Annotated in this window: 22 protein-coding genes; 11 read left to right on the forward strand and 11 right to left on the reverse strand. The window is 70.1% G+C overall.

The annotated features are described in order from the left end of the window. Positions 1–72 precede the first annotated feature (72 nt). The gene (locus AZE13_RS02240; protein WP_066926187.1) at positions 73–1,182 is read left to right on the forward strand and encodes an ATP-binding cassette domain-containing protein; all 1,110 of its coding nucleotides are present in this window, start codon (positions 73–75) and stop codon (positions 1,180–1,182) included. After that, positions 1,179–2,057 carry an ABC transporter permease gene (locus tag AZE13_RS02245; RefSeq protein WP_398780078.1) on the forward strand — a complete coding sequence of 293 codons (879 nt, stop codon included), beginning with the start codon at positions 1,179–1,181 and terminating at the stop codon, positions 2,055–2,057. Before AZE13_RS02240 ends, AZE13_RS02245 begins: the two co-directional genes overlap by 4 nt. An 81-nt stretch (positions 2,058–2,138) precedes the next feature. On the opposite strand, the gene greA is transcribed toward AZE13_RS02245, so the two are convergent. After that, the gene (gene greA, locus AZE13_RS02250; RefSeq protein WP_066926190.1) at positions 2,139–2,636 is read right to left on the reverse strand and encodes a transcription elongation factor GreA; all 498 of its coding nucleotides are present in this window, start codon (positions 2,634–2,636) and stop codon (positions 2,139–2,141) included. Between the two features lie 371 nt (positions 2,637–3,007). Beyond that, positions 3,008–3,418, reverse strand: a complete 411-nt coding sequence (locus tag AZE13_RS02255) for a DUF4307 domain-containing protein (protein ID WP_066926193.1) — start codon at positions 3,416–3,418, stop codon at positions 3,008–3,010. A 262-nt stretch (positions 3,419–3,680) separates the two neighbouring features. Here AZE13_RS02255 and mca point away from each other — a divergent pair, with 262 nt between their 5' ends. From mca to AZE13_RS02270, 3 genes are all read left to right on the forward strand, one after another. Further along, positions 3,681–4,553 (forward strand): mycothiol conjugate amidase Mca, encoded by an 873-nt coding sequence (gene mca, locus AZE13_RS02260; RefSeq protein ID WP_066926196.1) that lies wholly within the window; start codon positions 3,681–3,683, stop codon positions 4,551–4,553. Between the two features lie 4 nt (positions 4,554–4,557). Beyond that, complete coding sequence (locus AZE13_RS02265) at positions 4,558–4,803, forward strand: hypothetical protein (protein ID WP_066926199.1); 246 nt, start codon at positions 4,558–4,560, stop codon at positions 4,801–4,803. A 497-nt stretch (positions 4,804–5,300) separates the two neighbouring features. Beyond that, entirely contained in the window at positions 5,301–7,346 is a 2,046-nt protein-coding gene (locus AZE13_RS02270) for a thioredoxin domain-containing protein (RefSeq protein WP_066926202.1), read from the forward strand. Between the two features lie 36 nt (positions 7,347–7,382). On the opposite strand, the gene AZE13_RS02275 is transcribed toward AZE13_RS02270, so the two are convergent. Together AZE13_RS02275 and trhA are read right to left on the reverse strand one after the other, a co-directional pair. Continuing rightward, the gene (locus tag AZE13_RS02275) at positions 7,383–8,063 is read right to left on the reverse strand and encodes a TetR/AcrR family transcriptional regulator (RefSeq protein WP_398780080.1); all 681 of its coding nucleotides are present in this window, start codon (positions 8,061–8,063) and stop codon (positions 7,383–7,385) included. Between the two features lie 168 nt (positions 8,064–8,231). After that, on the reverse strand, positions 8,232–8,948 hold the full coding sequence (gene trhA, locus AZE13_RS02280; protein ID WP_079123621.1) for a PAQR family membrane homeostasis protein TrhA: 717 nt from the start codon (positions 8,946–8,948) through the stop codon (positions 8,232–8,234). A gap of 239 nt (positions 8,949–9,187) precedes the next feature. Here trhA and AZE13_RS02285 point away from each other — a divergent pair, with 239 nt between their 5' ends. Next, the gene (locus tag AZE13_RS02285) at positions 9,188–11,047 is read left to right on the forward strand and encodes a phosphoenolpyruvate carboxykinase (GTP) (RefSeq protein ID WP_398780082.1); all 1,860 of its coding nucleotides are present in this window, start codon (positions 9,188–9,190) and stop codon (positions 11,045–11,047) included. Positions 11,048–11,139: 92 nt separating this feature from the next. Here AZE13_RS02285 and AZE13_RS02290 read toward each other — a convergent pair whose 3' ends face one another. From AZE13_RS02290 to AZE13_RS02305, 4 genes are all read right to left on the reverse strand, one after another. Further along, the gene (locus AZE13_RS02290; protein WP_066926205.1) at positions 11,140–11,589 is read right to left on the reverse strand and encodes a hypothetical protein; all 450 of its coding nucleotides are present in this window, start codon (positions 11,587–11,589) and stop codon (positions 11,140–11,142) included. A gap of 114 nt (positions 11,590–11,703) precedes the next feature. Then, positions 11,704–12,915: a pyridoxal phosphate-dependent aminotransferase gene (locus AZE13_RS02295; protein ID WP_066926208.1), complete on the reverse strand. Its 1,212-nt coding sequence runs from the start codon at positions 12,913–12,915 to the stop codon at positions 11,704–11,706. 117 nt (positions 12,916–13,032) lie between these two features. Beyond that, positions 13,033–14,658, reverse strand: coding sequence for an N-acyl-D-amino-acid deacylase family protein (locus AZE13_RS02300; RefSeq protein WP_066926211.1), 1,626 nt, complete (start codon positions 14,656–14,658; stop codon positions 13,033–13,035). Between the two features lie 10 nt (positions 14,659–14,668). Continuing rightward, the gene (locus AZE13_RS02305) at positions 14,669–15,958 is read right to left on the reverse strand and encodes an amino acid deaminase (RefSeq protein WP_066926214.1); all 1,290 of its coding nucleotides are present in this window, start codon (positions 15,956–15,958) and stop codon (positions 14,669–14,671) included. 304 nt (positions 15,959–16,262) lie between these two features. On the opposite strand from AZE13_RS02305, the gene AZE13_RS02310 reads away from it, so the two are divergent. The 4 genes from AZE13_RS02310 (at position 16,263) to AZE13_RS02325 (ending at position 20,144) form a co-directional block, all read left to right on the forward strand. Beyond that, positions 16,263–17,378, forward strand: a complete 1,116-nt coding sequence (locus tag AZE13_RS02310; protein ID WP_258527566.1) for a sugar kinase — start codon at positions 16,263–16,265, stop codon at positions 17,376–17,378. Continuing rightward, a complete protein-coding gene (locus tag AZE13_RS02315) occupies positions 17,375–18,175 on the forward strand; it encodes an IclR family transcriptional regulator (RefSeq protein ID WP_066926217.1) in 801 nt (266 codons plus the stop codon). Before AZE13_RS02310 ends, AZE13_RS02315 begins: the two co-directional genes overlap by 4 nt. Continuing rightward, positions 18,172–18,585 (forward strand): RidA family protein, encoded by a 414-nt coding sequence (locus tag AZE13_RS02320; RefSeq protein ID WP_066926220.1) that lies wholly within the window; start codon positions 18,172–18,174, stop codon positions 18,583–18,585. The genes AZE13_RS02315 and AZE13_RS02320 overlap by 4 nt, the downstream gene beginning before the upstream one ends. A 104-nt stretch (positions 18,586–18,689) precedes the next feature. After that, on the forward strand, positions 18,690–20,144 hold the full coding sequence (locus tag AZE13_RS02325) for a GntP family permease (protein ID WP_066926223.1): 1,455 nt from the start codon (positions 18,690–18,692) through the stop codon (positions 20,142–20,144). Here AZE13_RS02325 and AZE13_RS02330 read toward each other — a convergent pair. Next, positions 20,141–21,436 (reverse strand): phospholipase D-like domain-containing protein, encoded by a 1,296-nt coding sequence (locus AZE13_RS02330; RefSeq protein ID WP_181690226.1) that lies wholly within the window; start codon positions 21,434–21,436, stop codon positions 20,141–20,143. The two genes, AZE13_RS02325 and AZE13_RS02330, sit on opposite strands and share 4 nt — an antisense overlap. 149 nt (positions 21,437–21,585) lie before the next feature. Between AZE13_RS02330 and AZE13_RS02335 the strand changes: the two genes are divergently transcribed. Then, entirely contained in the window at positions 21,586–22,605 is a 1,020-nt protein-coding gene (locus AZE13_RS02335; protein ID WP_181690227.1) for an META domain-containing protein, read from the forward strand. Here AZE13_RS02335 and AZE13_RS02340 read toward each other — a convergent pair whose 3' ends face one another. Together AZE13_RS02340 and AZE13_RS02345 are read right to left on the reverse strand one after the other, a co-directional pair. Beyond that, entirely contained in the window at positions 22,606–23,181 is a 576-nt protein-coding gene (locus AZE13_RS02340; protein WP_147264592.1) for an antibiotic biosynthesis monooxygenase, read from the reverse strand. It abuts the gene before it with no gap. A gap of 172 nt (positions 23,182–23,353) precedes the next feature. Then, positions 23,354–24,718, reverse strand: a complete 1,365-nt coding sequence (locus tag AZE13_RS02345; RefSeq protein ID WP_066926235.1) for a M14 family metallopeptidase — start codon at positions 24,716–24,718, stop codon at positions 23,354–23,356. Between the last annotated feature and the right edge of the window lie 53 nt (positions 24,719–24,771).

Below are 24,771 nucleotides of genomic sequence, written 5' to 3' on the forward strand. Positions count from 1 at the left end.
GCCGCAAGCCCGACGTATGCCGCTAACCGTAATATTCGATCTAGAACCTATCCGAGCCATGGGAGTACCCATATGCCAGGCGCCATTTACGCCGAAGGTCTGGTGAAGACCTTCGGCGACGTGAGGGCACTGGACGGCGTCGACCTCGACGTTCCCGAAGGAACCGTCCTCGGACTGCTCGGCCCCAATGGTGCCGGCAAGACCACCACCGTGCGGGTCCTGACGACCCTCCTCCGGCCCGACCAGGGCAAGGCACAGGTCGCCGGGATCGACGTCCTGGCCCACCCCGACAAGGTGCGCCGTTCGATCGGTCTCTCCGGCCAATTCGCCGCCGTGGACGAGTACTTGACCGGGCGCGAGAACCTGATGATGGTCGGCCAGCTCTACCAGATGAGCGGCCGCGACGCGAAGCGCCGGGCCGCCGAGCTGCTGGAGCGCTTCAATCTGAGCGAGGCCGCCGACCGCACCGCGAAGACCTACTCCGGCGGTATGCGCCGCAGGCTCGACCTCGCGGCCGCACTGGTCGTCAGCCCGCCCGTGATGTTCATGGACGAGCCGACCACCGGCCTGGACCCGCGCAACCGCCAGGCTCTGTGGGACGTCATCCAGGAGCTGGTCGCGGGCGGTACGACCCTGCTGCTGACCACCCAGTACCTGGAAGAGGCCGACCGGCTCGCGCACGACATCTGCGTCGTCGACCACGGCAAGGTCATCGCCCGCGGCACATCCGACCAGCTCAAGGCGCGCACCGGCGGCGAGCGCGTCGAGGTCGTCGTACACGCCCCCGAGCACCTCGGCATCGCCGACGAGGTCCTGCGCGGTTTCGGCAAGGGCGAGGGCACGATCGAACCGCAGCTCCGCAAGCTCACGATCCCGGTCACCGGCGGCGCGAAGCTGCTCGCCGAGGTCATCCGCGAACTGGACACCCGGGGCGTGGGGATAGACGACATCGGACTGCGCCGCCCGACCCTGGACGACGTCTTCATCTCGCTGACCGGGCACGCGGCCGAATCCGCCGAGGAGTCCGAGGAGCCCAAGGAGAGCGGCAGGAGCGAGGCGGAGACCGGCGGGAGCGATACGGAGCGCGGCAGCGGCGCGGGTAGCGGAAGCGGTACCGCGAAGGGCGCCGGCCGTGAGGGCGGCAGGTCCGGTAAGGGACGCCAGAAGGAGGGCGTGAAGTGACCACGGTGACCGAAACGGCCGGCGACACCCCCGTCGGGCCCCCGCGGTCGCGGAGCGGCCTCGACCGCGCCGTACGCGACTCGATGGTCGTCGCCAAGCGCAATCTGATCCGGATGGTGCGGATCCCCGAAGTCGTGATCTTCGGGCTGATCCAGCCGATTATGTTCGTGGTGCTGTTCACGTACGTCTTCGGCGGCTCCATCAACATCCCCGGCGCGCCCGTGGGCGATGCCCAGGCCTATCGGGAGTTCCTGATGGCCGGCATCTTCGCGCAGACCGTCACGTTCGCCACGGCGGGCGCCGGCGCGGGCATCGCGGACGATATGCACAAGGGGCTCATCGACCGGTTCAGATCGCTGCCGATGTCCCGGGGTGCGGTGCTCACGGGGCGCACGCTGGCCGACCTCGTACAGACCGCGCTGACTCTGGTGGTGCTCGCGGTCGTCGCCCTGCTGATCGGCTGGCGCACCCACGAGAACTTCGCCGGGGTACTTGCCGGATTCGTGCTCCTGCTCCTCCTGGGCTACGCCTTCTCCTGGATCGGCGCGCTGATCGGCCTCACGGTGCGGACGCCCGAGGCGGCCACGTCCGGCGGGCTGATCTGGCTCTTCCCGCTGACCTTCATCTCCAACGCGTTCGTGCCGGTCGACGGCATGCCGACGTTCCTGCAGCACGTCGCCGAGTGGAACCCGTTCAGCGCGACGGTGGCCGCGGCCCGGGAGCTGTTCGGGAACACCATCGACGGGGTGCCCAAGTCGGTCACCGGCGCCTGGCCGATGGAGCACCCGGTACTGGCCTCGGTGCTCTGGTCCCTCCTGATCATCGCGATCTTCCGGACGCTGGCGGTCCGCAAGTACCGCTCGGCGACGGCGTGACCACACAGCCTTGAGACCACACAGCACAGCGGCCCGGAGCATCATGCTCCGGGCCGCTGTGTGGTCTGCGGGCCGCAGGACTCAGCCGGCGTAAGGCTTGGCGTCGAGGATCTTCACGCTCGCCTTCTTGCCGTTGGGGAGCTCGTACTCCGCGTCGGCGCCGATCTTCTTGCCGTTCACACCGGTGCCCAGCGGCGACTGCGGCGAGTAGGTCTCGATGTCCGAGCTCGCGTACTCCCGCGATGCCAGCAGGAACTCAAGTGTGTCGTCCGGGTCCCCGTCGAACGCGATGGTGACGACCATGCCGGGAGCTACCACGCCATTGGCGGCCGGGGCCTCGCCGACCTTCGCGGTCTCCAGCAACTGCTTCAGCTGGCGGACGCGGGCCTCCTGCTTGCCCTGCTCTTCCTTGGCCGCGTGGTACCCGGCGTTCTCCTTCAGGTCACCTTCCTCGCGGGCCGCCGCGATCTTCTCAGTGATCTCGGCGCGTGCGGGACCAGACAGGTGCTCCAGCTCGGCCTTGAGCTGGTCATACGCCGCCTGGGTCAGCCAGGTGACGTTGTCGCTGGTCTGGGTCACAGGTGCTCCTCGTCGGTACTGGGGATAAATCAAACGCCCTACCAGGAAGGTTTGCGCCTTCACGGGTGGGCGAAACAACGAGCCTAACAATTCCGGCACAAAACGGGGAAGAGGAAATTCACAGTGTCCGCGCGACGACGCATCCTCGCTGCTCAGGCGCGGTCACGACACACCCCGTGAGTGAACGGTGGCGTCACGCGGTTGCGCGCGGGCCACGGACCGTGCCGCGCACGACGGGAAGACCGCCCCTTACGGGACGGTCGAACAGATCCCTTAGGGGACGCGAGCCCCCCTTGCAGGGCCACAACAAGGCGGGAGGCGGCGGTATTCCCTGTGCGGGGACGTCCGGCGCGGGGTGGTTCTCGTGGGGTTCAGTGGCGGTCGGTGGCGGTGCAGCCGACCAGTATCGCGTTGGTCGCCCGCTTTGTGGTCCGTATGGTGATCTTGGTGTCCACCTGGTCGGTGCGCTGGTCGACGGTGACGTCCTTGCGGCCGACCTCGGAACCGTCATCGGCCTGGGAGCGGAGGGTGCACACGCCCGTGTCGTCCGTGCCCTTGACGACCTCGAGGTGGACCGTGACCGCATGATCGGACACCGCGTCCCAGGTGATCACCCGGCCGCTGAGGTCCTGCCCCGTGATGTACGAGAAGCCCGACCAGCCGACCACACCGAGCAGCGCGACGCCCAGCACGGCACCGGTGATCTTGAGCTTGCGGTCCGCGCGCTGGTCCGCGGAGCGGCCGTAGCGTCCATCGGGGAGCCCTTCGCGCGCCGCGGTCATGCTGCATCCTCCTGTACGGGACCTGCGTCGGAGCCCGGGGACCTGCACCGGACCCGAGAATCGAACCCGGCCCCTGAAGCGGAACCGGGAGTCCGAGGCGGACCCGAGCCTCTGAAGTGGATCTGGTGGACCCGAGCCAGGACCTGGTGGACCTGGCGGACCTGAGTCAGGAATCCCGGGGTTTCGGCCCAGGGAATACAGCGCCCCTCGCTTCGGTCACTATAGGAGGCATCTTCTCCGGCCCTTAACTGAGGATCGAGTCTTGACTGAGCAGCTGCGTTTGATGGCGGTCCATGCCCACCCCGACGACGAGTCGAGCAAGGGTGCGGCCACCATGGCCAAGTACGTGTCGGAGGGGGTGGACGTGCTGGTCGCCACCTGCACGGGTGGCGAGCGAGGCTCCATCCTCAACCCCAAGCTCCAGGGGGACCCGTACATCGAGGAGCACATTCACGAGGTACGCAAGAAGGAGATGGACGAGGCCCGGGAGATCCTCGGCGTCAAGCAGGAGTGGCTGGGCTTCGTGGACTCCGGGCTGCCCGAGGGGGACCCGCTGCCTCCGCTTCCCGAGGGCTGCTTCGCGCTGCAGGACGTCGAGGAGGCGGCCGGGCGGCTGGTCAAGCTGATCCGGGAGTTCAAGCCGCAGGTCATCACGACCTACGACGAGAACGGCGGTTACCCGCACCCGGACCACATCATGACCCACAAGATCACGATGGTGGCCTTCGAGGCGGCCGGCGACCCGGAGAAGTACCCGGAGGCCGGTGAGCCCTGGCAGCCCCTGAAGCTCTACTACAACCAGGGCTTCAACAAGCCGCGCACCATCGCCCTGCATGAAGCCCTGCTGGCGCGCGGTATGGAATCGCCGTACGGCGAGTGGCTGGAGCGCTGGAAGCAGTTCGAGCAGCGCGAGCGCACGCTGACCACCTACGTCCCGTGCGACGAGTTCTTCGAGATCCGGGACAAGGCGCTGATCGCCCACGCCACCCAGATCGACCCGGACGGCGGCTGGTTCCGGGTGCCGATGGACATCCAGCGCGAGGTCTGGCCGACGGAGGAGTACGAGCTCGCCAAGTCGCTCGTCGACACTTCCCTCCCCGAGGACGACCTCTTCGCGGGCATCCGCAACAATTGAGCCCATGATGAGCGCGACCAGCACCCTCGCCCTGACGCACTTCGTCACCCTTGCCGACAGCTTCGACAAGGACAAGGTGACCCCCGGCGTCCTGGGCTTCATCGTCTTCGCGATCATCGGCGGCGCCGTGTGGCTGCTGATGAAGTCCATGAACAAGCACATGCGGCAGGTGGACTTCCAGGAGGAGCCCGCCCAGGACGCCAAGAAGGGCGCCCCGGCGAAGTCCGCCGCCGACCCGAAAACCACGTGAGAGCTGGGCTCTCCCGCCCCTCTACTCGCCACCCGGCCTGATGCTCCCCAGGCCGCCGCGACTGACCGGGACCGACCGGCCAAGATCGTTCGCGGCTCTGGGGAGAATCCACGGCGGACCTGCGGCCAACGGTGCGAGCCGCCGCACATCGCGTCCGCCCGGCCGTAACCGCCGCTCGGCGTGCGACACGGCCCGTCCGCTCGTCCGCGTCCTGTGTGGTGACGGCTGACCTCGGCCGGGGCGTTGACCGCCGCTCCGGCGGCCAGGGCCCAGCCCGAACCCGGGCCTGGCTTGAACCCGGGCGACAGCGTCGCGGTCCCGTCACGGCCTGCGGCGGTCCACTCGCTGTCCCCTTGCTGTCCCTTCACCGTCCCGTCTCGGCGTGGGTTCAACGGCCGCCGGCCCGCTCATCACCTCCCGCGTCGCCGTGCGCCCCGCGTTGGAGTGCACCACGCGTCGCAGTGGGAGAGCGCGGTGCAGTGGGAGAGGATGGGGATATGCCGAACCGCCTGGCCCATGAGACCTCCCCGTACCTGCTCCAGCACGCGCACAACCCCGTCGACTGGTGGCCCTGGTCCCCCGAGGCGTTCGAGGAGGCCCGCCGGCGCCAGGTGCCGGTGCTGCTCAGCGTCGGGTACAGCTCCTGCCACTGGTGCCATGTCATGGCCGGTGAAAGCTTCGAGGACCCGGCCGTTGCCGATCTGGTGAACGAGTACTTCGTGGCGGTCAAGGTCGACCGCGAGGAGCGGCCTGACGTCGACGCCGTGTATATGGAGGCCGTGCAGGCGGCGACCGGCCAGGGGGGCTGGCCCATGACCGTCTTCCTCACCCCCGACGCCGAGCCCTTCTACTTCGGCACCTACTTCCCGCCCGAGCCCCGCCACGGCATGCCGTCCTTCGGGCAGGTCCTGGAAGGCGTCCGCAGCGCCTGGGCCGACCGCCGTGACGAGGTCGGAGAGGTCGCCGGCCGGATCGTCGCGGATCTGGCCGGCCGTTCGCTGACCGCGGCGCTGCCCGCCGACCGGCGCCCGCCGGGCCCCGACGTACTGCACACCGCCCTGATGGGTCTGACCCGCGAATTCGACGCGGTGCACGGCGGATTCGGCGGCGCGCCCAAGTTCCCGCCGTCCATGGTGCTGGAATTCCTGCTCCGCCACCACGCCCGGACCGGCTCCGCCGGGGCGCTGGAGATGGTCCAGGCGACCTGCGCGGCGATGGCCCGCGGCGGCATCTACGACCAGCTCGGCGGCGGTTTCGCGCGCTACGCGGTGGACACCACCTGGACCGTGCCGCACTTCGAGAAAATGCTCTACGACAACGCCCTGCTGTGCCGGACCTACGCACACCTGTGGCGTGCCACCGGCTCGGACCTGGCCCGCCGGATCGCCGTCGAGACCGCCGACTTCATGGTCCGCGAACTCCGTACCGACCAGGGCGGTTTCGCCTCCGCGCTGGACGCGGACAGCGACGACGGGACCGGGCGGCATGCCGAGGGCGCCTACTACGTGTGGACGCCGGAGCAGCTGCGGACCGTGCTGGGGGAGAAGGACGCGGAGTTCGCCGCCACGTACTTCGGCGTCACCGAGGAGGGCACCTTCGAGGAGGGAACCTCGGTGCTCCAACTCCCCGACACCGACGTCCTGGTGGACGCCGAGCGGCTGGTCTCCGTCAAGGCGCGGCTGCTGGCGGCGCGTGCCCGGCGGCCGCGCCCCGGCCGGGACGACAAGATCATCGCCTCCTGGAACGGACTGGCCATCGCCGCCCTCGCCGAGACCGGCGCGTACTTCGGCCGCCCGGACCTGATCCAGGCCGCCACCGACGCCGCCGACCTGCTGGTCCGCGTCCACATGGACTGGCAGGCCCGGCTCCACCGCACCTCTCGCGACGGCGCGGCCGGCGCCAACTCCGGTGTCCTGGAGGACTACGCCAATGCCGCCGAGGGCTTCCTGACCCTCGCCTCGGTGACCGGCGAGGGCGTCTGGGTGGAGTTCGCGGGCTTCTTCCTGGACACCGTGCTGCTCCAGTTCACCTCCGAGGACGGCGCGCTCTACGACACCGCCGCCGACGCCGAAGCGCTGATCCGCCGGCCCCAGGACCCGACCGACAGCGCGACGCCGTCCGGCTGGACCGCGGCGGCCGGTGCGCTCCTGTCGTACGCCGCTCTGACCGGCAGTGATCTGCACCGCGGCGCAGCGGAACGGGCCCTGGGCATCGTCACCGCGCTCGCGGGCCGGGCCCCGCGCTTCATCGGCTGGGGGCTCGCCGTCGCCGAGGCGGCGCTGGACGGGCCGCGGGAGATCGCGGTCGTCGGGCCGCCGAACGACCCGGCCACCCGGGCGCTGCACCGTGCCGCCCTGCTGGGGACTGCTCCGGGAGCGGTCGTCGCGCTGGGCGCCCCCGGGTCCGACGACACCGGCGAGGTGCCGCTCCTCAAGGACCGCCCCCTGGTCGACGGCGCACCGGCCGCGTACGTCTGCCGCCACTTCACCTGTGAACGGCCGACGACGGAAGCGGAGGAGCTGGGGGAGCGGCTCCGGGGGTGAGGGAGGGGAGGGGGAGGGGTTCTGTGGTTCGTGGGCTCAGTGGGTGAGGCCTCGTGTCAGTACGTCCATCGCCTGATGGATCAGTGGCTCCGGGCCGGTGCGCCGGTCTTTCGTGACCCAGCTCAGCAACGCCTCCTGGAGCGCGGCCAGAGCCGCGGCGCTGATGACCCGCAGCTCCAGGTCGTCGGCGGGGCGCCCGGTGCGTTCGGCGAGGACGGTGCTGATCAGCGTGGTGTGACGGGCGGCATGCTCCGCCGTACGGCCCCGGATGGCGGGTACCTCGTGGATCAGCCGGATGCGCTGGACGAGGCCGGCCCGGTCCTGCGCGGCGATTCCGCGCAGCACCTCGATGGCGACCCGCCGTATCGACTCGACCACCGGCTCGTCCGCGGGGCGGGCCCGCAGCCCGGCGGACAGCAGGGCGTCGTACTCGTCCGTGAGCACGATGTCTTCCTTGGCGGGGAAGTAGCGGACGACCGTGCTCGGTGAGACCTCCGCGGCCTCGGCGATCCGGTCGATCGACGTCGCCTCGTAGCCGTGCTCGTCGAAGAGCCGGTAGGCGGCCCGTCGGATCGCCTGCCGGGTCTGGATCTTCTTCCGCTCCCGCAGTCCCGGTTTCGGGGTGGTCAGGGCCTTCGGGGTGGTCAGGGTGTCCGGGGCGGTCGGGGTGTGGGGGGCTGCGGGGCGGGGTGCGGCGGCTGTACGTGCGGAGACCATGCGCAGCATTGTCAGGGGAACGTCAGGGATCGGACAGCCGAGGCCATGGTCGCTCACGGACGGTGACCCAGCCCCAGCCCCAGCCCCTCCGGCTCCCGGCCCCGGCCCCGGCCCAAGCCCCTCCGGCTCCCGGCCCCGGTCCCGGCCCCAGCAGGGAACGGCCCGGCCTCAGGCGTGCGTGTAGGCCACCAGCGAGATGCCCACGTAGTGGACGACGAAGGCGGCGAGGGTGAGCGAGTGGAAGACCTCGTGGAAGCCGAACCACCGGGGGGACGGGTTGGGGCGCTTGATGCCGTAGATCACGCCGCCGGCGCTGTAGAGGAGGCCGCCCACGACGACCAGGACGAGCACGGCGATGCCGCCGGTGCGCAGGAAGTCCGGGAGGAAGAAGACGGCGGCCCAGCCCATCGCGATATAGCAGGGGGTGTAGAGCCAGCGCGGTGCGCCGACCCAGAAGACGCGGAAGGCGATACCGGCCAGCGCGGCCGCCCAGATCGCCCAGAGCAGGACCTGGCCGCGCGATCCGGGGATCAGCAGCACGGTCACCGGCGTATACGTGCCGGCGATGATCAGGAAGATATTGGCGTGGTCGAGGCGGCGCAGGACGCCGTCCATCCGCGGACTCCAATTGCCCCGGTGGTAAAGGGCGCTGACGCCGAAGAGCAGGCAGGCGGTCAGGGTGTAGATCGCGCAGGCCAGGCGGCCGCGGGTGCTGTCGGCGAGGGCGGTGAGGAGGACACCGGACAGCAGGACGGCGGGGAACATTCCGGCATGCAGCCAGCCCCGCAGTTTCGGCTTGAAGGGCGCGGCAGCGGCGGCGACCGCCGCAATCGCGGGCGGCGCGGAGGTCGAGCGGCTCTCGGCGGCGTCGGGCGCGGAAGACATGGCGCAATGCTACCTACGCAACCGTAAGTTACGGATTCGCCCGGAAGTGGCGGCGGTCACGAATTCGCCCTCTGGACAGAACCCTCAAGGGGTCGGATGATCAAATGAGTGCGGTCGGCACCGGATGAGCGGTCACGAAGCATCCGGGTCGCAGCCCCCAAGGGGCAAACAATCGACAAATGCGGATCTTCCTGTCAAAACGGGAACGGGTCCGTCCACACCCTCATCTAGGAGCGATCGTGGCGCGCGACAACGCGGCTCCCTCCCCCAAGCACTCCCATGGGCTTCGTGCCGGGGACGCCCCCATTCCGACTCGTCACCGGGGACTCATCACCTGGGTGGACGAGATTGCAGCGATCACCCAGCCCGACCGGGTCGTCTGGTGTGACGGCTCGGAGGCGGAGTACCAGCGTCTGTGCGAGGAACTCGTCGACAAGGGAACGTTCCGGAAGCTCGACCCGATCAAGCGCCCCAACTCGTACTACGCCGCCTCCGACCCCAGCGATGTGGCCCGCGTCGAGGACCGCACCTTCATCTGCTCCGAGAAGGAGGAGGACGCCGGCCCCACCAACCACTGGATGGACCCGACGGAGATGCGGGACATCTTCCAGGGCGAGCGGGGCCTGTTCCGTGGCTCGATGCGCGGCCGCACGATGTACGTCGTGCCGTTCTGCATGGGGCCGCTGGGCTCCGAGCTGTCCGCGCTGGGTGTGGAGATCACGGACTCCGCGTACGTCGCGGTCTCCATGCGCACGATGACGCGCATGGGCCAGGCCGTCCTCGATGAGCTGGGCGAGGACGGCTTCTTCGTGAAGGCCGTCCACTCCGTCGGCGCCCCGCTGGAGCCCGGCCAGGCGGACGTCCCCTGGCCCTGCAACCGGACCAAGTACATCTCGCACTTCCCCGAGACCCGCGAGATCTGGTCGTACGGCTCCGGATACGGCGGCAACGCCCTGCTCGGCAAGAAGTGCTACGCCCTGCGCATCGCCTCCGTCATGGCGCGCGACGAGGGCTGGCTGGCCGAGCACATGCTGATCCTCAAGCTCACGCCGCCCACCGGCGAGTCCAAGTACGTGGCCGCCGCCTTCCCGTCGGCCTGCGGCAAGACCAACCTCGCCATGCTGGAGCCCACGATCTCCGGCTGGACGGTCGAGACGATCGGCGACGACATCGCCTGGATGCGCTTCGGCGCGGACGGCCGCCTGTACGCCATCAACCCCGAGGCCGGCTTCTTCGGCGTCGCGCCCGGCACCGGTGAGCACACCAACGCCAACGCGATGAAGACGCTGTGGGGCAATTCGGTCTTCACGAACGTCGCCCTCACCGACGACAACGACGTCTGGTGGGAGGGCATGACGGAGCAGACCCCGGCCCACCTGACGGACTGGAAGGGCAACGACTGGACGCCCGGCTCCGAGACCCCGGCCGCCCACCCCAACGCCCGCTTCACCGTGCCCGCTTCGCAGTGCCCGATCATCGCGCCCGAGTGGGAGGACCCGCAGGGCGTGCCGATCTCGGCGATCCTGTTCGGCGGGCGGCGGGCCAGCGCCGTTCCGCTGGTCACCGAGTCCTTCGACTGGAACCACGGTGTCTTCCTCGGTGCCAACGTGGCGAGCGAGAAGACCGCCGCGGCCGAGGGCAAGGTCGGTGAGCTGCGCCGCGACCCGTTCGCCATGCTTCCCTTCTGCGGCTACAACATGGGCGACTACATGGGCCACTGGATCGAGGTGGCCAAGGACAAGGACCAGTCCAAGCTGCCGAAGATCTACTACGTCAACTGGTTCCGCAAGAACGACGCGGGCCGGTTCGTCTGGCCCGGCTTCGGTGAGAACAGCCGCGTCCTGAAGTGGATCGTCGACCGTCTCGACGGCCGCGCCGAGGGCGTCGAGACCCCGATCGGCGTGCTGCCGACGAAGGCGGCCCTGGACACCGAGGGCCTCGAACTGGCCGACGCCGACCTGGACTTCCTGCTCACGGTCGACAAGGACGTCTGGCGCGAGGAGGCCGCACTCGTCCCCGAGCACCTCAACACCTTCGGTGACCACACGCCGAAGGAGCTGTGGGACGAGTACCGCGCGCTGGTGCGGCGCCTGGGCTGACGGTACGTTCCGGGGCCCCGCATCCGGTGCGCTCGGGTGCGGGGCGTGCACTCCCGTACTGCTCCGCCCCGGTGGGGCCGGCCGGGTGAAGATCAGGCCGAGGCGAGGTCCCGGTCCCACGCCGGCCCGGTGTGCGCCGCCATCCGCTCCGTGGCCAGCCTCATCACCGCGGTGTCGGCGCGGGAGGTGGCGACCGCCAGGGCGTTTCCGGCGAGGGTGCGGGCGCGCTGCTGGAGCGCGGGGACGCGGGACGGGGCGCCGCCGTCGGTGGGTTCGGCGCGCAGCGGATAGTGGCCGCCGCTGAGCCGTGCGACCTGCTCGGCGATCCGGTCGGCGGCGCCGGCCAGGGCGGGGCCGTCCAGCTCGTCGGCCCCGGGGTCGGCTGCGCGGGTGGCGAGCGCGTGCAGTTCGTCGGTGACGGTGAGCAGTGCGGTCAGCTGTCCGGCGAGCCGGATATCCAGCTCCTCCTCGCGGGAGCGGTGCGGGATCCCCGGGGCGGCGGCCATGGTGTGGACCGACTTGGTGCGGATCGGTTCGTACATGGGATGGCCTCCTGACCTCCTGAAGACGTCCAGGAGACCATCCTAGCTTAGACAATGTCTAAAGTTGTGATCCGTAGAGAAGCCGTAGGGCAGCCGAAGGGAACTCGCGGCGGGTCAGTACTGCCCGTATCCGTCGAGGAAGGAGCCGATGCGGGTGACGGCCTCCGCCAGGTCGTCCTTACCGGGCAGGGTGACCAGCCGGAAGTGGTCCGGCTCCGGCCAGTTGAAGCCGGTACCGTGCACGATCATGATCTTCTCGGCGCGCAGCAGGTCCAGCACCATCTGCCGGTCGTCCTTGATCTTGTAGACCGAGGGATCCAGCCGCGGGAACGCGTACAGCGCGCCCTTCGGCTTGACGCAGCTGACGCCGGGGATCTGCGTGAGCAGCTCGTACGCCGTGTCCCGCTGCTCCAGCAGCCGGCCGCCGGGCAGCACCAGGTCCTTGATCGACTGCCGGCCGCCGAGGGCCGCGGCGACCGCGTGCTGGGCGGGCATATTGGCGCACAGCCGCATATTGGCGAGGATCGTCAGCCCCTCGATGTACGACGAGGCGTGCGCCTTCGGGCCGCAGACCGCCAGCCAGCCGCTGCGGTAGCCGGCCACCCGGTACGCCTTGGACAGTCCGTTGAAGGTCAGCGTCAGCAGGTCGGGGGCGAGCGAGGCGAACGGGGTGTGGGTGACACCGTCGTAGAGGATCTTGTCGTAGATCTCGTCGGCGCAGACGATCAGGTTGTGCCGGCGGGCGATCTCCGCGATGCTCCGCAGCAGCTCGTCGTCGTAGACGGCGCCCGTGGGGTTGTTGGGGTTGATGACGACGATGGCCTTGGTGCGGTCGGTGATCTTCCGCTCGATGTCGGCCAGGTCCGGCATCCAGTCCGCCTGCTCGTCACAGCGGTAGTGCACGGCCGTACCGCCGGACAGCGAGACCGCCGCCGTCCACAGCGGGTAGTCCGGGGCCGGGACCAGCACCTCGTCGCCGTCGTCCAGCAGCGCCTGCATCGCCATCTGGATCAGCTCGGAGACGCCGTTGCCCAGGTAGATGTCCTCGACGGAGAGGTCGATGCCCTGGGTCTGGTAGTGCTGCATCACCGCGCGGCGGGCCGAGAGCAGGCCCTTGGCGTCCCCGTAGCCGTGCGCCGTCCCGACAGTGCGGAGGATGTCCTCCAGGATCTCGGGCGGGCACTCGAAGCCGAAGGCCGCCGGGTTGCCGGTGTTGAGCTTGAGGATGCGGTGACCGGCAGCCTCCAGCCGCATCGCCTCCTCCAGCACCGGGCCACGGATCTCGTAGCAGACGTTGGCGAGCTTCGTTGACTGGATCACCTGCATATCCGCCACCTTACGGGCGCGTTTCGGCGGCCGCCCGGTGTTTTGCGTCTCGCCGGCCGGCGGGCGGCGTGGGCTTGCTCACGCCCGTCGGCCTGCGGGCGGCCGCGGAGAGCGGAGCTACCGGACCGTGCGCCGTACCGACCGCCCCGCCAGGACGTCCGTACGGCGGCCGTGGTCGATGACGAAGCGGCCGTCGATCAGGACGTACGGGATACCGGCCGGGAGGGTGCGGGGGGAGGTGAAGGTCGCGCCGGCGGCGACCGTCCCGGGGTCGAAGAGGACCAGGTCGGCGCGGTAGCCCTCCCGTACCAGGCCGCGGTCGGGGAGGCGGAGCCGGGCCGCCGGGCGGCCGGTGAGATGAGCGACGCACTCCTCCAGGGAGAGCACGCCCAGTTCGCGGACGTACCTGCCGAGGTACGCGGGGAAGGTTCCGTAGGCGCGGGGGTGCGGTTTGCCGCCCTGGAGGATGCCGTCACTGCCGCCCGTGTGCACCCGGTGGCGCATGATCAGGCGGACGTTCTCCTCGTGACCGACGTGGTGCAGGATCGTCGAACCGAGCCGGTCGTCGATCAGCAGGCGGCGGGCGGTCGCCCAGGGGGCCTCGCCGCGCAGGTCCGCCGACTCCTGGACGGTGCGGCCGACGGCGTCCCCCAGGGCCGGGTCCGAGACTCCCGAGATCTCGATGGTGTCCCAGTCGATGGGCACGCCATGGCAGCCGTCGGCGCCCTCGGCCTCCAGGGCGTGGCGGATGCGCTCGGCCGTCGCGTCGTCCCGCAGGCGGGCCAGGATGGCCTCGGGGCCGCCCGCGCTCGCCCAGCTCGGCAGCATCGCGGCCAGCGTCGTGCAGCCGGGGGTGTAGGGGTAGGTGTCGAAGGAGAGGTCCGCGCCGGCGTCCAGCGCGCCGTCCAGGAGGGACAGCAGCTCGGGCGCGCGGCCCTTGTTGACGCCGAAGTTCAGGGTGGCGTGCGCGAGGTGCAGCGCGCAGCCGGCCGCACGCGTGAGGGCGATCATCTCCTCGTACGCCGCGAGGGCGCCCGCCCCGTAGGAGCGGTGGTGCGGGCAGTAGTAACCGCCGTACGCGGCCACCACCCGGCACAGTTCGGTGAGTTCGGTGTTGTCGGCGTACATGCCGGGCGGGTAGGTGAGCCCGGACGACATGCCCACCGCGCCCTGCGCCATGCCCTCGGCGACCAGCTTGCGCATGCGGTCCAGCTCGTCAGGGGTCGCCGCGCGGTCCTCCCAGCCGACGGCGAGCATCCGGACCGTGCCCTGGGGGACCAGGTACGCGGCGTTCACCGCGATGCCCTGCCCGTCGTGGGCACGGTCCAGCCGGTCCAGGTACGCGCCCACGGACCGCCAGTCGAAGTCGATGTCGTCCCCGTAGCCGTTCCAGCCGCTGATCGCGCGGCGCACCTCGGCCAGTGTGCGGTCGTCGACCGGGGCGTACGACAGGCCGTCCTGGCCGATGACTTCGAGGGTCACGCCCTGGGCGGCCTTGGCCTCGTGCGCGGGGTCGCGGAGCAGCGCGAGGTCGCTGTGCGCGTGCATGTCGATGAAGCCGGGGGAGAGGGCGAGCCCGGCTGCGTCCAACTCCCGTCGTGCGGTGGGGCGTTGACTGCCCGCCGCCGCGGCCTCCTGGGCGATCGAGGCGATCCTTCCGCCGTCGATGACCACGTCGGCGCGGTAGGACGGGGCGCCGGTACCGTCCACGACGTCCGCGTCACGGAGGACGAGGTCTGCCACGACCGCCCCCTCAGAAGAACGTGCGGATGAAATCCGTGACCGTGCCGTCCCGTTCGACGAGCGGGATGAGCTGCCACTTGTCGAACGAGGTGCAGGGGTGCGACAGCCCCAGGCCCACCCAGTCGCCGACCTCCAGGTCGCCGGAGCGCTCCGTGGCGACCCAGGCGTGCTGGTCGGAGAGCCCGGTGACGGTGATGCCGTGCGCCGGCCGCTCGGTGCCGTCCCGGCCGGACCGGACGACCTGGGCCTGCGGCAGATCCAGGTCGTGGGCCGCGTCGCGCTTGCCCGCGTTGAGGAACGCCTGCTCGGGCGTGGGGCGGGAGACCACCTGCGACCACAGCCGGAAGGCGGGCTCCAGCGCGCCCTCCTCCGGGACGCGGTTGAACGGCGTCAGGCGCCGGTAGTGGCCGCTGTCGTGCGACACGTACGCGCCGGAGCGCAGCAGCTTGAGGACCGGAGCGGACAGCTCGGGGATCTCCGCGAACACCTCGGCGACCGCGTCGAACCAGGCGCTGCCGCCCGCACTGACGACGATCTGGTCGAGGTCGGCGAACCGGCCCGCCCGGTCCAGCGCCACGGCCAGGGCGACCAGCCGGCGCACCCAGGCGGTCACCCGCTCCGTGGTGGGCTCGGGCACCTCGCCCTCGTAACCCGCGACGCCCACCAGACGCAGAGTGTCCACCCCCGCGATGGCAGAGGCCAGTTCCAGGCACTCGGTCTCCGTACGGACGCCGGTACGGGCGCCCTCGCCGGCGCCCAGTTCGACGACCACATCCACCGGGCGGGTCGCTCCGGCCTCCCGCAGCGCCCGGTCCATCAGCTCGATACCGCGCAGTGAGTCGACGTAACAGACGAGGCGGAAGCCGGGGTCGGCGGCCAGTTCGGCGGCGAGCCAGCGCAGCGCGGCCGCGTCCACGACCTCATTGGCCAGGAAGATCCGCTGGATGCCGTAGCTGCGGTAGACCCGGACCTGGTGGGGGACGGCGGCGGTGATGCCCCAGGCGCCGCGCTCCAGCTGGCGGGCGAAGAGCTGGGGGGCCATGCAGGTCTTGCCGTGCGGGGCGAAGGCGAGGCCGTGCCGGGTGGCGTAGGTCTCCATCAGGGCCAGGTTGTGCTCGACCGACTCGGCGGAGAGCGCCAGGACGGGGGTGGTGAAGCCGCCGTCGAAGAGGTTGCGGCGCTCGGCGGCCAGCTCGCCGAGGGTGAGCCCGTCGGCGTCCGGGGGGAGGCCCTTGAAGCGGTGGTCGACCGTTTCGTCCGCGAGTTCCCTGAGCCCCTGCGCGAGCCGCTCCCCGACCATCTGGCCTCCTCACAGACCGTGTTGCACACTCTGCAACACTCATTGCGCATACCGCTTACAGCTGTCTAACATCCGGGCCATCGCTGGGTCAATGACTCGGTCGGTGACTCGGTTAATGATGAGAACCATGGCTCAAGAACGGGTCAAGACAGGCGCAAGACAGGGTCAAGGCAGGGTGTGGAACAGGCCGGACGACGCCCCCCACGAGCCGCACAGCGAAGGAGGCCGACCGACCGTGACCAGGCCTTCGCGCGTCGACGACCCGCCCGCCCCGGAGGTCGACGTCGTCTGCCTCGGCGAATCCATGGTCACCTTCCTGCCCAGCCGTCCCGGACGCCTCGCCGATGTGCCGTCCTTCCACCGCGCCATCGGCGGCGCCGAGTCCAACGTCGCCTGCGCGCTCGCCCGCGCCGGACACACCGCCCGCTGGATCTCCCGCGTCGGCGCCGACGGCTTCGGCGACCACCTTGTCGCCGCCATCGCCGCGAGCGGAGTCGACGTCTCCCATGTCCGGCGTGACCCGCACCGCCCCACCGGCGTCTACTTCCGCACCGCCGGCGACCGCGGCACGGAGGCCCACGAGGTCGCCTACTACCGCGCCGGATCCGCCGCCTCCGCCATGTCCGTCACCACCCTGGACCCGGCCGCGATCCGGTCGGGCAGAGTGCTGCACCTGTCGGGGATCACCGCGGCCCTCTCCGACGACTGCCTGACCTTGATGCACGAGGTGACGAAGCGGCACACGAAGCGTCACTCCGGCCGTGGTGCGTCTGGTGGTGCATCCGGCCGGCGCCGCCGCCCCCTCGTCTCGTTCGACGTCAACCACCGTCCCGGGCTGTGGCGCGACCCCCATGACGCCCGTATTCTGCTCGACCTCGCCCGCGGTGCCGACCTCGTCTTCGTCGGCGAGGACGAAGCGGCGGAGGCCTGGGGTCTCACCGGCGGCCCTGACGCGATCCGCGCCGCACTGCCCGAACCCGGCACGCTGGTCGTCAAGCGCGGAGCAGCGGGCGCGGTGGCGTACGACAGCGACGGCCGGTACGCGCAGCCCGCGCCACGTGCCGAGGTCGTCGCCGCTGTCGGTGCCGGTGACGCGTTCGCCGCCGGCTTCCTCTCCGCCACCTTCCGCGGCCTGCCCGTGCCCACCCGCATCCGCTACGGCCACCTCTGGGCCGCCGCCGCCCTCACCGTCCCCGGCGACCTCGCCGCCCCGCCCTCCCCTGCCCTCGCCGACCGGCTGGCCGCCCTCGACGACACCGCCTGGCAGCGGCTGCACCTCGGCCCCGGCGACCTGCACCTCGGTCCCGGACGGCCGGACCTTGGCCCCGGACGGCCGGGACAGACCACGATGGCCGCCGAGCGGCAGGCCAAGGACCAGGAGGTACACCAGGCCATGGACCAGGAGGTACACAGGGCATGAGCCAGACCGTCGACCGCGCGCTGAGCATCCTGCCGCTACTCGCCGAGGGGCCCGCCGACCTCGGACAGGTCGCCGGACGCCTCGGCGTCCACAAGTCCACCGCCCTGCGGCTGCTGCGCACGCTCCACGAGCACGGCATCGTCCACCGCCAGCCCGACCAGCGCTACCGCCTCGGCGCCCGGCTCTTCGCCCTCGCCCAGCAGGCCGTCGAGAACCTCGACGTACGCGAGATCGCCCACCCCCACCTCGTCGAACTCAACGAGCGGTGCGGACACACCGTCCACCTGGCGGTCCATGAGGAGAACGAAGTCCTCTACCTCGACAAGGTCGAGTCCCGCTACCCGGTCCGGATGTACTCGCGCGTCGGCAAGCCCGTCGCCATCACCGTCGCCGCCGTCGCCAAGCTCCTCCTCGCCGACCTGCCCGAGCCCGAGCGGCGCGCCGTCGCCGGGCGGCTCGACTACCCCATGTACACCCCCCGTTCGACACCGGGCCCCGACGCCTTCCTCAAGGAGCTGGCCAAGGTGCGCGAACAGGGCTGGGCCAGCGATCTCGGTGGCCACGAGAAGTCCATCAACTGCGTCGCGGCCCCCGTCCGTGGTACGGACGGGCGCGTCATCGCCGCCATGTCGGTCTCCGCGCCGAACGTGGTCGTCAGCGCCGACGAACTCCTCAGACTCCTCCCGCTGGTACGCCGCACCGCCGACGCCATCAGCCGCGAGTACTCCGGAAACACCCCGCCGAACCCCCTGACAAACACCCCGCCGAACACCCCGACCAAGGAGACCAGTTCATGAGCGAGAAGCTCCGGAAGACCGCCGTCACCCCGGCCACCCACACCACCCCGCCCGCGAAGTTCTCGCACGGCGTGAAGAAGGGCAACATCCTCCAGGTCGCGGGCCAGGTCGGCTTCCTCCCGGCCGTCGAGGGCCAGGCCCCCACCCCCGCCGGGCCAACCCTCCGCGAGCAGACCCTCCAGACTCTCGCCAACGTCCGGTCCGTCCTGGAGGCGGGCGGGGCGAGCTGGGAGGACGTGCTGATGCTGCGCGTCTACCTCACCGACACCGACCACTTCGCGGAGATGAACGAGATCTACAACGACTACTTCGCCGACCTGAAGGAAGCCCCGGCGGCCCGGACGACCGTCTACGTCGGCCTCCCCAAGGGCCTGCTCATCGAAATCGACGCCCTCGCCGTCCTCGGCTGACCGCCGCCGCAGGCCGTCCACGGAACGCCGTCGCGTCCACGGCACGTCATCGACGGAACGCCGTCCCTGCTCGGAAGCACCATGCCTGACGACGGAGTCATCGCATGTTCCTCGCTGCAGCACCACAGCCCCGCCGGGGCGGCCTGCTCGCCCTCATACCCGGTACCCCCGGCCTGCTGACCGTCGCCGCCCTGGGTGTCGCGCTCCTCCTCTTCCTGATCATCAAGCTCCGGCTCCAGCCCTTCGTCGCGCTGCTCGCCGCCTCCCTCGCCGTCGGCCTCGCCGCCGGGCTCTCCGTCACCGAACTCTTCGGCAGCGTCCAGAAGTCCGACGTCACGTCCCTGGTCGAGGGCGGGATGGGCGGCATACTCGGACACGTCGCGATCATCATCGGCCTGGGCACCATGCTCGGCGCCATCCTCGAAGTCTCCGGCGGAGCCGAGGAGTTGAGCAGCCGCCTCATCGGACTCTTCGGTGCGCGGCGCGCCCCGCTCGCCATGGGGCTGACCGGCCTCGTCATCGGCATACCGGTCTTCTTCGACGTGGGCATCTTCGTCCTCGCGCCGATTGTCCACGCCGCTGCCAAGCGCACCGCCGGATCCGTACTTCTCCACGCCATGCCGCTGCTGGCCGGTTTGTCGATGACCCACGCCTTCCTGCCACCGCACCCCGGGCCGGTGGCGGCGGCCGGACTCTTCGGCGTCGACCTGGGCTGGGTCATTCTCATGGGCGCCCTCTGCGGTCTGCCGGCGGTGCTGTGTGCCTGGGCGTACGCGGCCTGGATCGGCAGACGCGTCTTCGTGCCCGTGCCCCAGGACATGGTCGAGGCCGCAGCGGCTGCAAAAGCGGCGGTCACCACCGACGACCGAAGCCCGGGGACAGCGGAACGCCCCGTCCCGCTCCCGACCGTCCTCACCGTCATCGGCACCCCGCTCCTCCTCATCCTCCTGGCGACCTTCTCCTCCCTCGCCCTGGAGCCGGGCACCCTCCGGTCCGTCCTGGAGTTCTTCGGCAATCCGTTCGCCGCCCTGACCCTCGCCCTGCTGATGTCGTACTACCTCCTCGGCGTCCGCCGTGGCTGGTCCCGGGCGTCCCTGGAAGCCGTCTCCGCCGCGTCGCTCAAGCCCATCGGCAACATCCTGCTCGTCGTCGGCGCGGGCGGTGTCTTCGGCGCGGTGCTGCGGGGCAGCGGTGTCGCCGACGCCCTCGCCGGCACCTTCGACAGCGCCGGCCTCCCGGTCATCGTCCTCGCCTGGCTGATCGCCGTCGCCCTCCGCGTCGCCCAGGGCTCGGCGACCGTCGCCATCGTCACCACCGCCGGAATCGTCGTCCCCCTGATCGACGGCCAGGACCTCGCCCAGCCCCACCTCGCCCTGATCATCGTGGCCATCTCGGCGGGCTCGATCTTCGCCTCGCACGTCAACGACGGCGGCTTCTGGATGGTCGCCAAGTACTTCGGCATCTCTGTGCGCGACACACTGAAGTCCTGGACGGTCCTGGAGTCCGTCCTCTCCACCACGGGCTTCGCCGTCGCGGCCCTGGCCGGCCTGCTGTTCTAAGCCCTCGGCGCCGCGCAGGTGAGGGCGTCGCCGTTGGCGGGATGGTGGGTCGTCGCGGCGTGGGTCAGCGCGAAGTTGCGGGCGTACGCGTCGTACACGGCGGAGTCCTCCAGCTGCAGCACGGTCTCGTCGCTCTGCCGCAGGGAGTTCCCGGTCCAGTTGTGGCTGCCCGTCCAGACGACCCTGCGGTCGGGCCGGTTGTAGTAATTGCCCTCGACGAGCAGGTATTTGTCGTGGATCCAGGTGGACGACGTCGGCTTGCAGTAGTAGCCGACGCGGACGCCGCCGTAGCGGCCGGATGCCGGGCGGAGGAGGTTCTCCAGGGACTCCCGCTCCAGCTTGCTGCTCGGGTCGTAGGTCTGCGCGACCTCCACCTCGCAGCCCTGCGCGTCCAGTTGCGCGAGCCGCTGGGCGAGGTACGGCCGACTGATGGCCGTCATGCTGACGCGGATGCGGGTGCGGTGGTCGCCGGGGGTGCCGGCGGAGGAGTTCCCGGTGCAGCGGACGTTGCCCAGGACCGTGGCGACGGTGTCCTGGGACGGGTCGCGATAGGGGTTGGTGCCGGGGCGCTCGGCGCGCGGATAGAAGTGGATCTTGGCCCGGCCGGATCCGACGGGTGGGCGACCGCTGGTGTAGTAGTCGCTGTTGGCCTTGCGTGCCGCCAGGTCGTCGAAGTAGGCGTCGTACGCCCGGTAGATACCGTCGTTCCCGGTGAGGACGAGGGCGTTGTTCCAGCCCTTGGTGCCGTCCCGGCCGTCGTTGAGGTTGGCCGAGGACTGCACGACCACGTTGCAGGTACCCCGGGTCTCCGAGAAGAGCAGGAACTTGTTTTGGTGGATGGCGTGGATACCGCCCATCTCACGGGTGCCGATGCAGCCGCGGTCCTTGCCGCAGTTCATGACCCACGAGGTGGCCGAGGCGTCGGTCCCGAGTGCGCCGGCGAGCTTGCGGTACGGGGCCGAGTCCACGGCCTTGTTGTCGAAGACGGCCTGGACCCGTACGCCCCGCCGGTGGGCGGCGGCGAGCGCGTCGACGACGGGGGCGTGTGTGGCGTAGAACATGGCCATCCGAATGCGGGAGCCCGCGGGGGCCCCGGATATCAGGTCGACCTGCCGGTTCACGATGGCGAGCTGCTCGGCCCGGCTGCCGTTCGGGTTGTTGAACACTGCCTCGGTGGTGACACCTGCGGACGTGCCGGCCTGGTCGGTGGCCTGGGCGGTGGTCCCGGCGGACAGCGTGGCCATGGCCGTGCCGACGGTCAGCGCCACCACCGCGGCCATTCGGGACACCATTCCCCTACGCATACGTTTCCCCTCCTGTCTGGGCCGATCCGGGCAGATCAGCCCAGACAGGATGCCGGATGGAGTATGGGGCCTTCATGTCGGGGGTGGGGCGGGTCGGTCAATTCCCGCCGCACACGCCTGGGATACCCAGCGCCGGCGTGGAACTAGCGGTCCGCGAGAGACGTTTAGCGGATATGTGGCTCTCTCGAAGACGTATTGCAGGGGTCGTGGCAGGCGTGGCGGCGGCGTGTGGCGCGATCTCGGCGTGTGGGGCGCCCTCAGGCGATGAGGGTGGCGGGAAGGGGGGCGCTACGGCATCCGCTTCCCCCACGAAGATGGGGCCGAGAGGCCTCGGAGGCAAGCTGTTCGATGGAATCTGGACCTTTGACGACCACACGCTCACGGTGGACGGAGAGGAGGTGCACGCTCCCGAGAACGCCAGCCCGTGGATGGAGTTCCGTGACGACGGGACAGTCGCAGGGAACTACGGCTGCACGCCGTTTCGAGTGAAAGCCGAACTGAAGGCGACCACGCTGACGTTGGGTGATGAACTTCCGGCGCTGCCGCCTCCTACGGCGACACCTGCTCCGCCCGACGAGGCGACCTCATGCCCGCCGCCGGAAAAGAAGAGCCCGGAACTGTCGAATTTCGAGGCGAAGTTCAAGAAGTTCTTCCACCGGGGACAGCTGAAGATCACCGAGAAGAAATTCGAGCAGTATTCCGCAGCGTCGCCTCCCACCTCGCCGCAGCTGCGGAACGAGCACGGTGACGTGGCCACCCTCGAAATCGTCAGGTCCCCGGACATCTTCGAGACCACTTTCCAGCTGTACCAGTGGATGGAGTACGACCACGCCGAACCACTCCGGTCGGTCAAGGACACCGCCTTCGTATTTCACCGCGACGGCACCGTCACCGGCAACCTCGGCTGCAACGACTTCACCGCAAAGGTCTATTTCAACGGCTCCCACCTATTCTTCCGTGACGCCCGACTCACCACCCACCGCACCTGCGCAGCACAGAACATGGCAGACGAAAAATTCGTCCTGGAGACGCTGCAGCGTTCCTTGAACTACTTCTATGCCGGTACTGGCGGCGGGATCTACATGCGGGACGACGTCGGCAGCGAGTATCGGGCAACCGGACTTCAGTTCAGGCCCGCCACAGACACAGATCAATAGCTAGTCCAGGAACGAGTGATGGAGCGTGTATCGCTGGGAGCCGGGGCCGTCGTCGGTGGCGGCCGCCACCGCCTCATGTGAGGCGGCATCGGTCCACTCCGTGATGACGATCGCGCGCGCACCGTCCGTCGTCAGGTGGACGTGCGCGGCGAGCAGGCCCGGCGTCGGCAGGACCGTGCCCTCCGCGTCGTCCGCCGCCACCGTGGCCACTCCGAAGACGCCAGGGCACCCCTCGGCGTCGTGTATCACGCTGCGGCGGAGGCGGGTTCGGTTGAGCCCGGGGCGCTCGATACCGGGCACGAGTGTGTCGATACGGCTGACCCTCGCGTCGCGGTGCGCACGGGCCCACACCAGGTGATCCTCGTCGCTTGTCCACTGGGCGTAGAAGAGGAGGCTGGTCCCGTCCGTGGACAGGAACAGGTGCTGGGCGAGGAGCGCGGAGGGCGTCTCGGCTGCCGCGAACTCTCCGATCATGGCGTCGGCGGCGGCGCGCGAGCGCTCGGGAGCGCCGGTACGCCACTCACTGATCAAGGCGGTTCCGGCGTCGGGGTGAACGAGTTCCGTGAAGTGCGTCATGGTGAGCAACCCTCGTACCTCAACCACACCTGAGGTCAAGCCCACCGGCGTGCCCCACGCAGGCCGGAAGCAGGAGCACGGACCGCCGCCTGCTGGAGAGGGCTGCGGGGGAGGGGCGGGCGCCCGGTCCGGGCGGGGCCGGGCGCCCGTTGGTCTGTCTGCCGCCGGTCGGTCAGCCGGCCTTGCAGTACTGCTGTTCCTTGCCGATGGCGCGGTACGGGCAGTCGGAGGTTTCCAGCAGGTGGAGTACGGCCTCGCGGTTGCGGGAGGTCTCCTTCGGGATCACCGTGTCGCGCGGGTAGAAGCCGCCGGAGCCGGCCGACGACGGGTACATCTCGAAGGTGTAGGCGAAGATCTTCTGGTCGCCCCACAGCCAGTCGTCGATCGAACCGTCGGTGACGTAGAGGTCGCTGGACTGCTCGGGGGTGTAGCCGTTGCTCGCGGCCATCTTCTTGCCGATGGCGGCGTGGGTGTCGTAGTCGTCCTGGGTCATGCCCGGGCCGGTGTCGTCGTTGGTGTAGCCGTAGGGCCACAGGACGAGCTCGCTGTAGGTGTGGAAGTCGATGGCGGTCTTGATCTGCTGCTTGCCGCCGACGTTGCGGCTGCGGACGAAGTCCGCGACGACCTTGACCTCGGGGGCGGAGGCGGCGGAGGCGCCGCGGTAGGTCTCGTCGGCGGGGTCGTCGGAGGAGCCGCCGCAGCAGCCCCACTTGAAGTCCCAGTTGCGGTTGAGGTCCGTGCCGACCTCGCCGGAGCCTTCGTTGGGCTGGCGGTTCTTGCGCCACATGGCGAAGTCGCCGGAGGCGATGTCGTACTCGCCGCCGTCCGGGTTGACGTTCGGGACGATCCAGACCTCGCGGGAGTCGAGCATCTTGGTGACGCGGTCGTCGGAGCCGTACTTCGAGGTGAACTCGTTGAGGAGGTAGAGGGCCATCTCGACGGTGAGGTGCTCCCGCGCGTGCTGGTGGGCGGTGAAGAGGACCTCGGGTTCGTCCTCGTCCTTGGTGACGTTCTTGCTGAGTTTGAGGGCGAGGATGTCGCGTCCCTCATGGGACTTCCCGATGACCTGCTTGGAGAGGATCTCCGGGTACTTGGCGACGAGGGCGTCGATCTCCTTCGTCTCCTCGTCGTAGGTGTGGTAGCCGGTGTAGCCCGACGGGAAGTCCTTGACCTTGGCGCCCGGTGTGCGTGGCCCGGCGACCGGGGGGTCGGGCAATCTGCGCAGCGTGTAGCCGAGTTGGCGGGCGGCCGCGGCCTGAGTGCCGTCGGCGGTGATGACGACGGTCCCGGCGTGGACTTCGTCGATGCTGGCACCGGTCGCGGTGAGGGCGGTGCGGGCCGCGGGAGTGGCGAGGCCGGTGACCTCGTACTGGTGGGGGCGTTCGACGTCCGCTGCGATGCCGGTGGCGGCCCCGGTGGGGGCGTCGGGCGGGGCGCCGAAGGCCTGGGCGGCGGTGAGGGGTGCGGCGAGCGCGAGGGAGAGGAGCGCGGCGAGGGCGGTGGCGCGTCCACCGCGGGCACGGCTTCGTGGTCGCATGCGATCTCCTGTGGGGGTGTGGGGGTGTGAGACGAAGCGACGGTGTCAGTTTT

The organism is Streptomyces sp. NBRC 110611 (assembly GCF_001590865.1).
GTDB lineage: Bacteria > Actinomycetota > Actinomycetes > Streptomycetales > Streptomycetaceae > Streptomyces.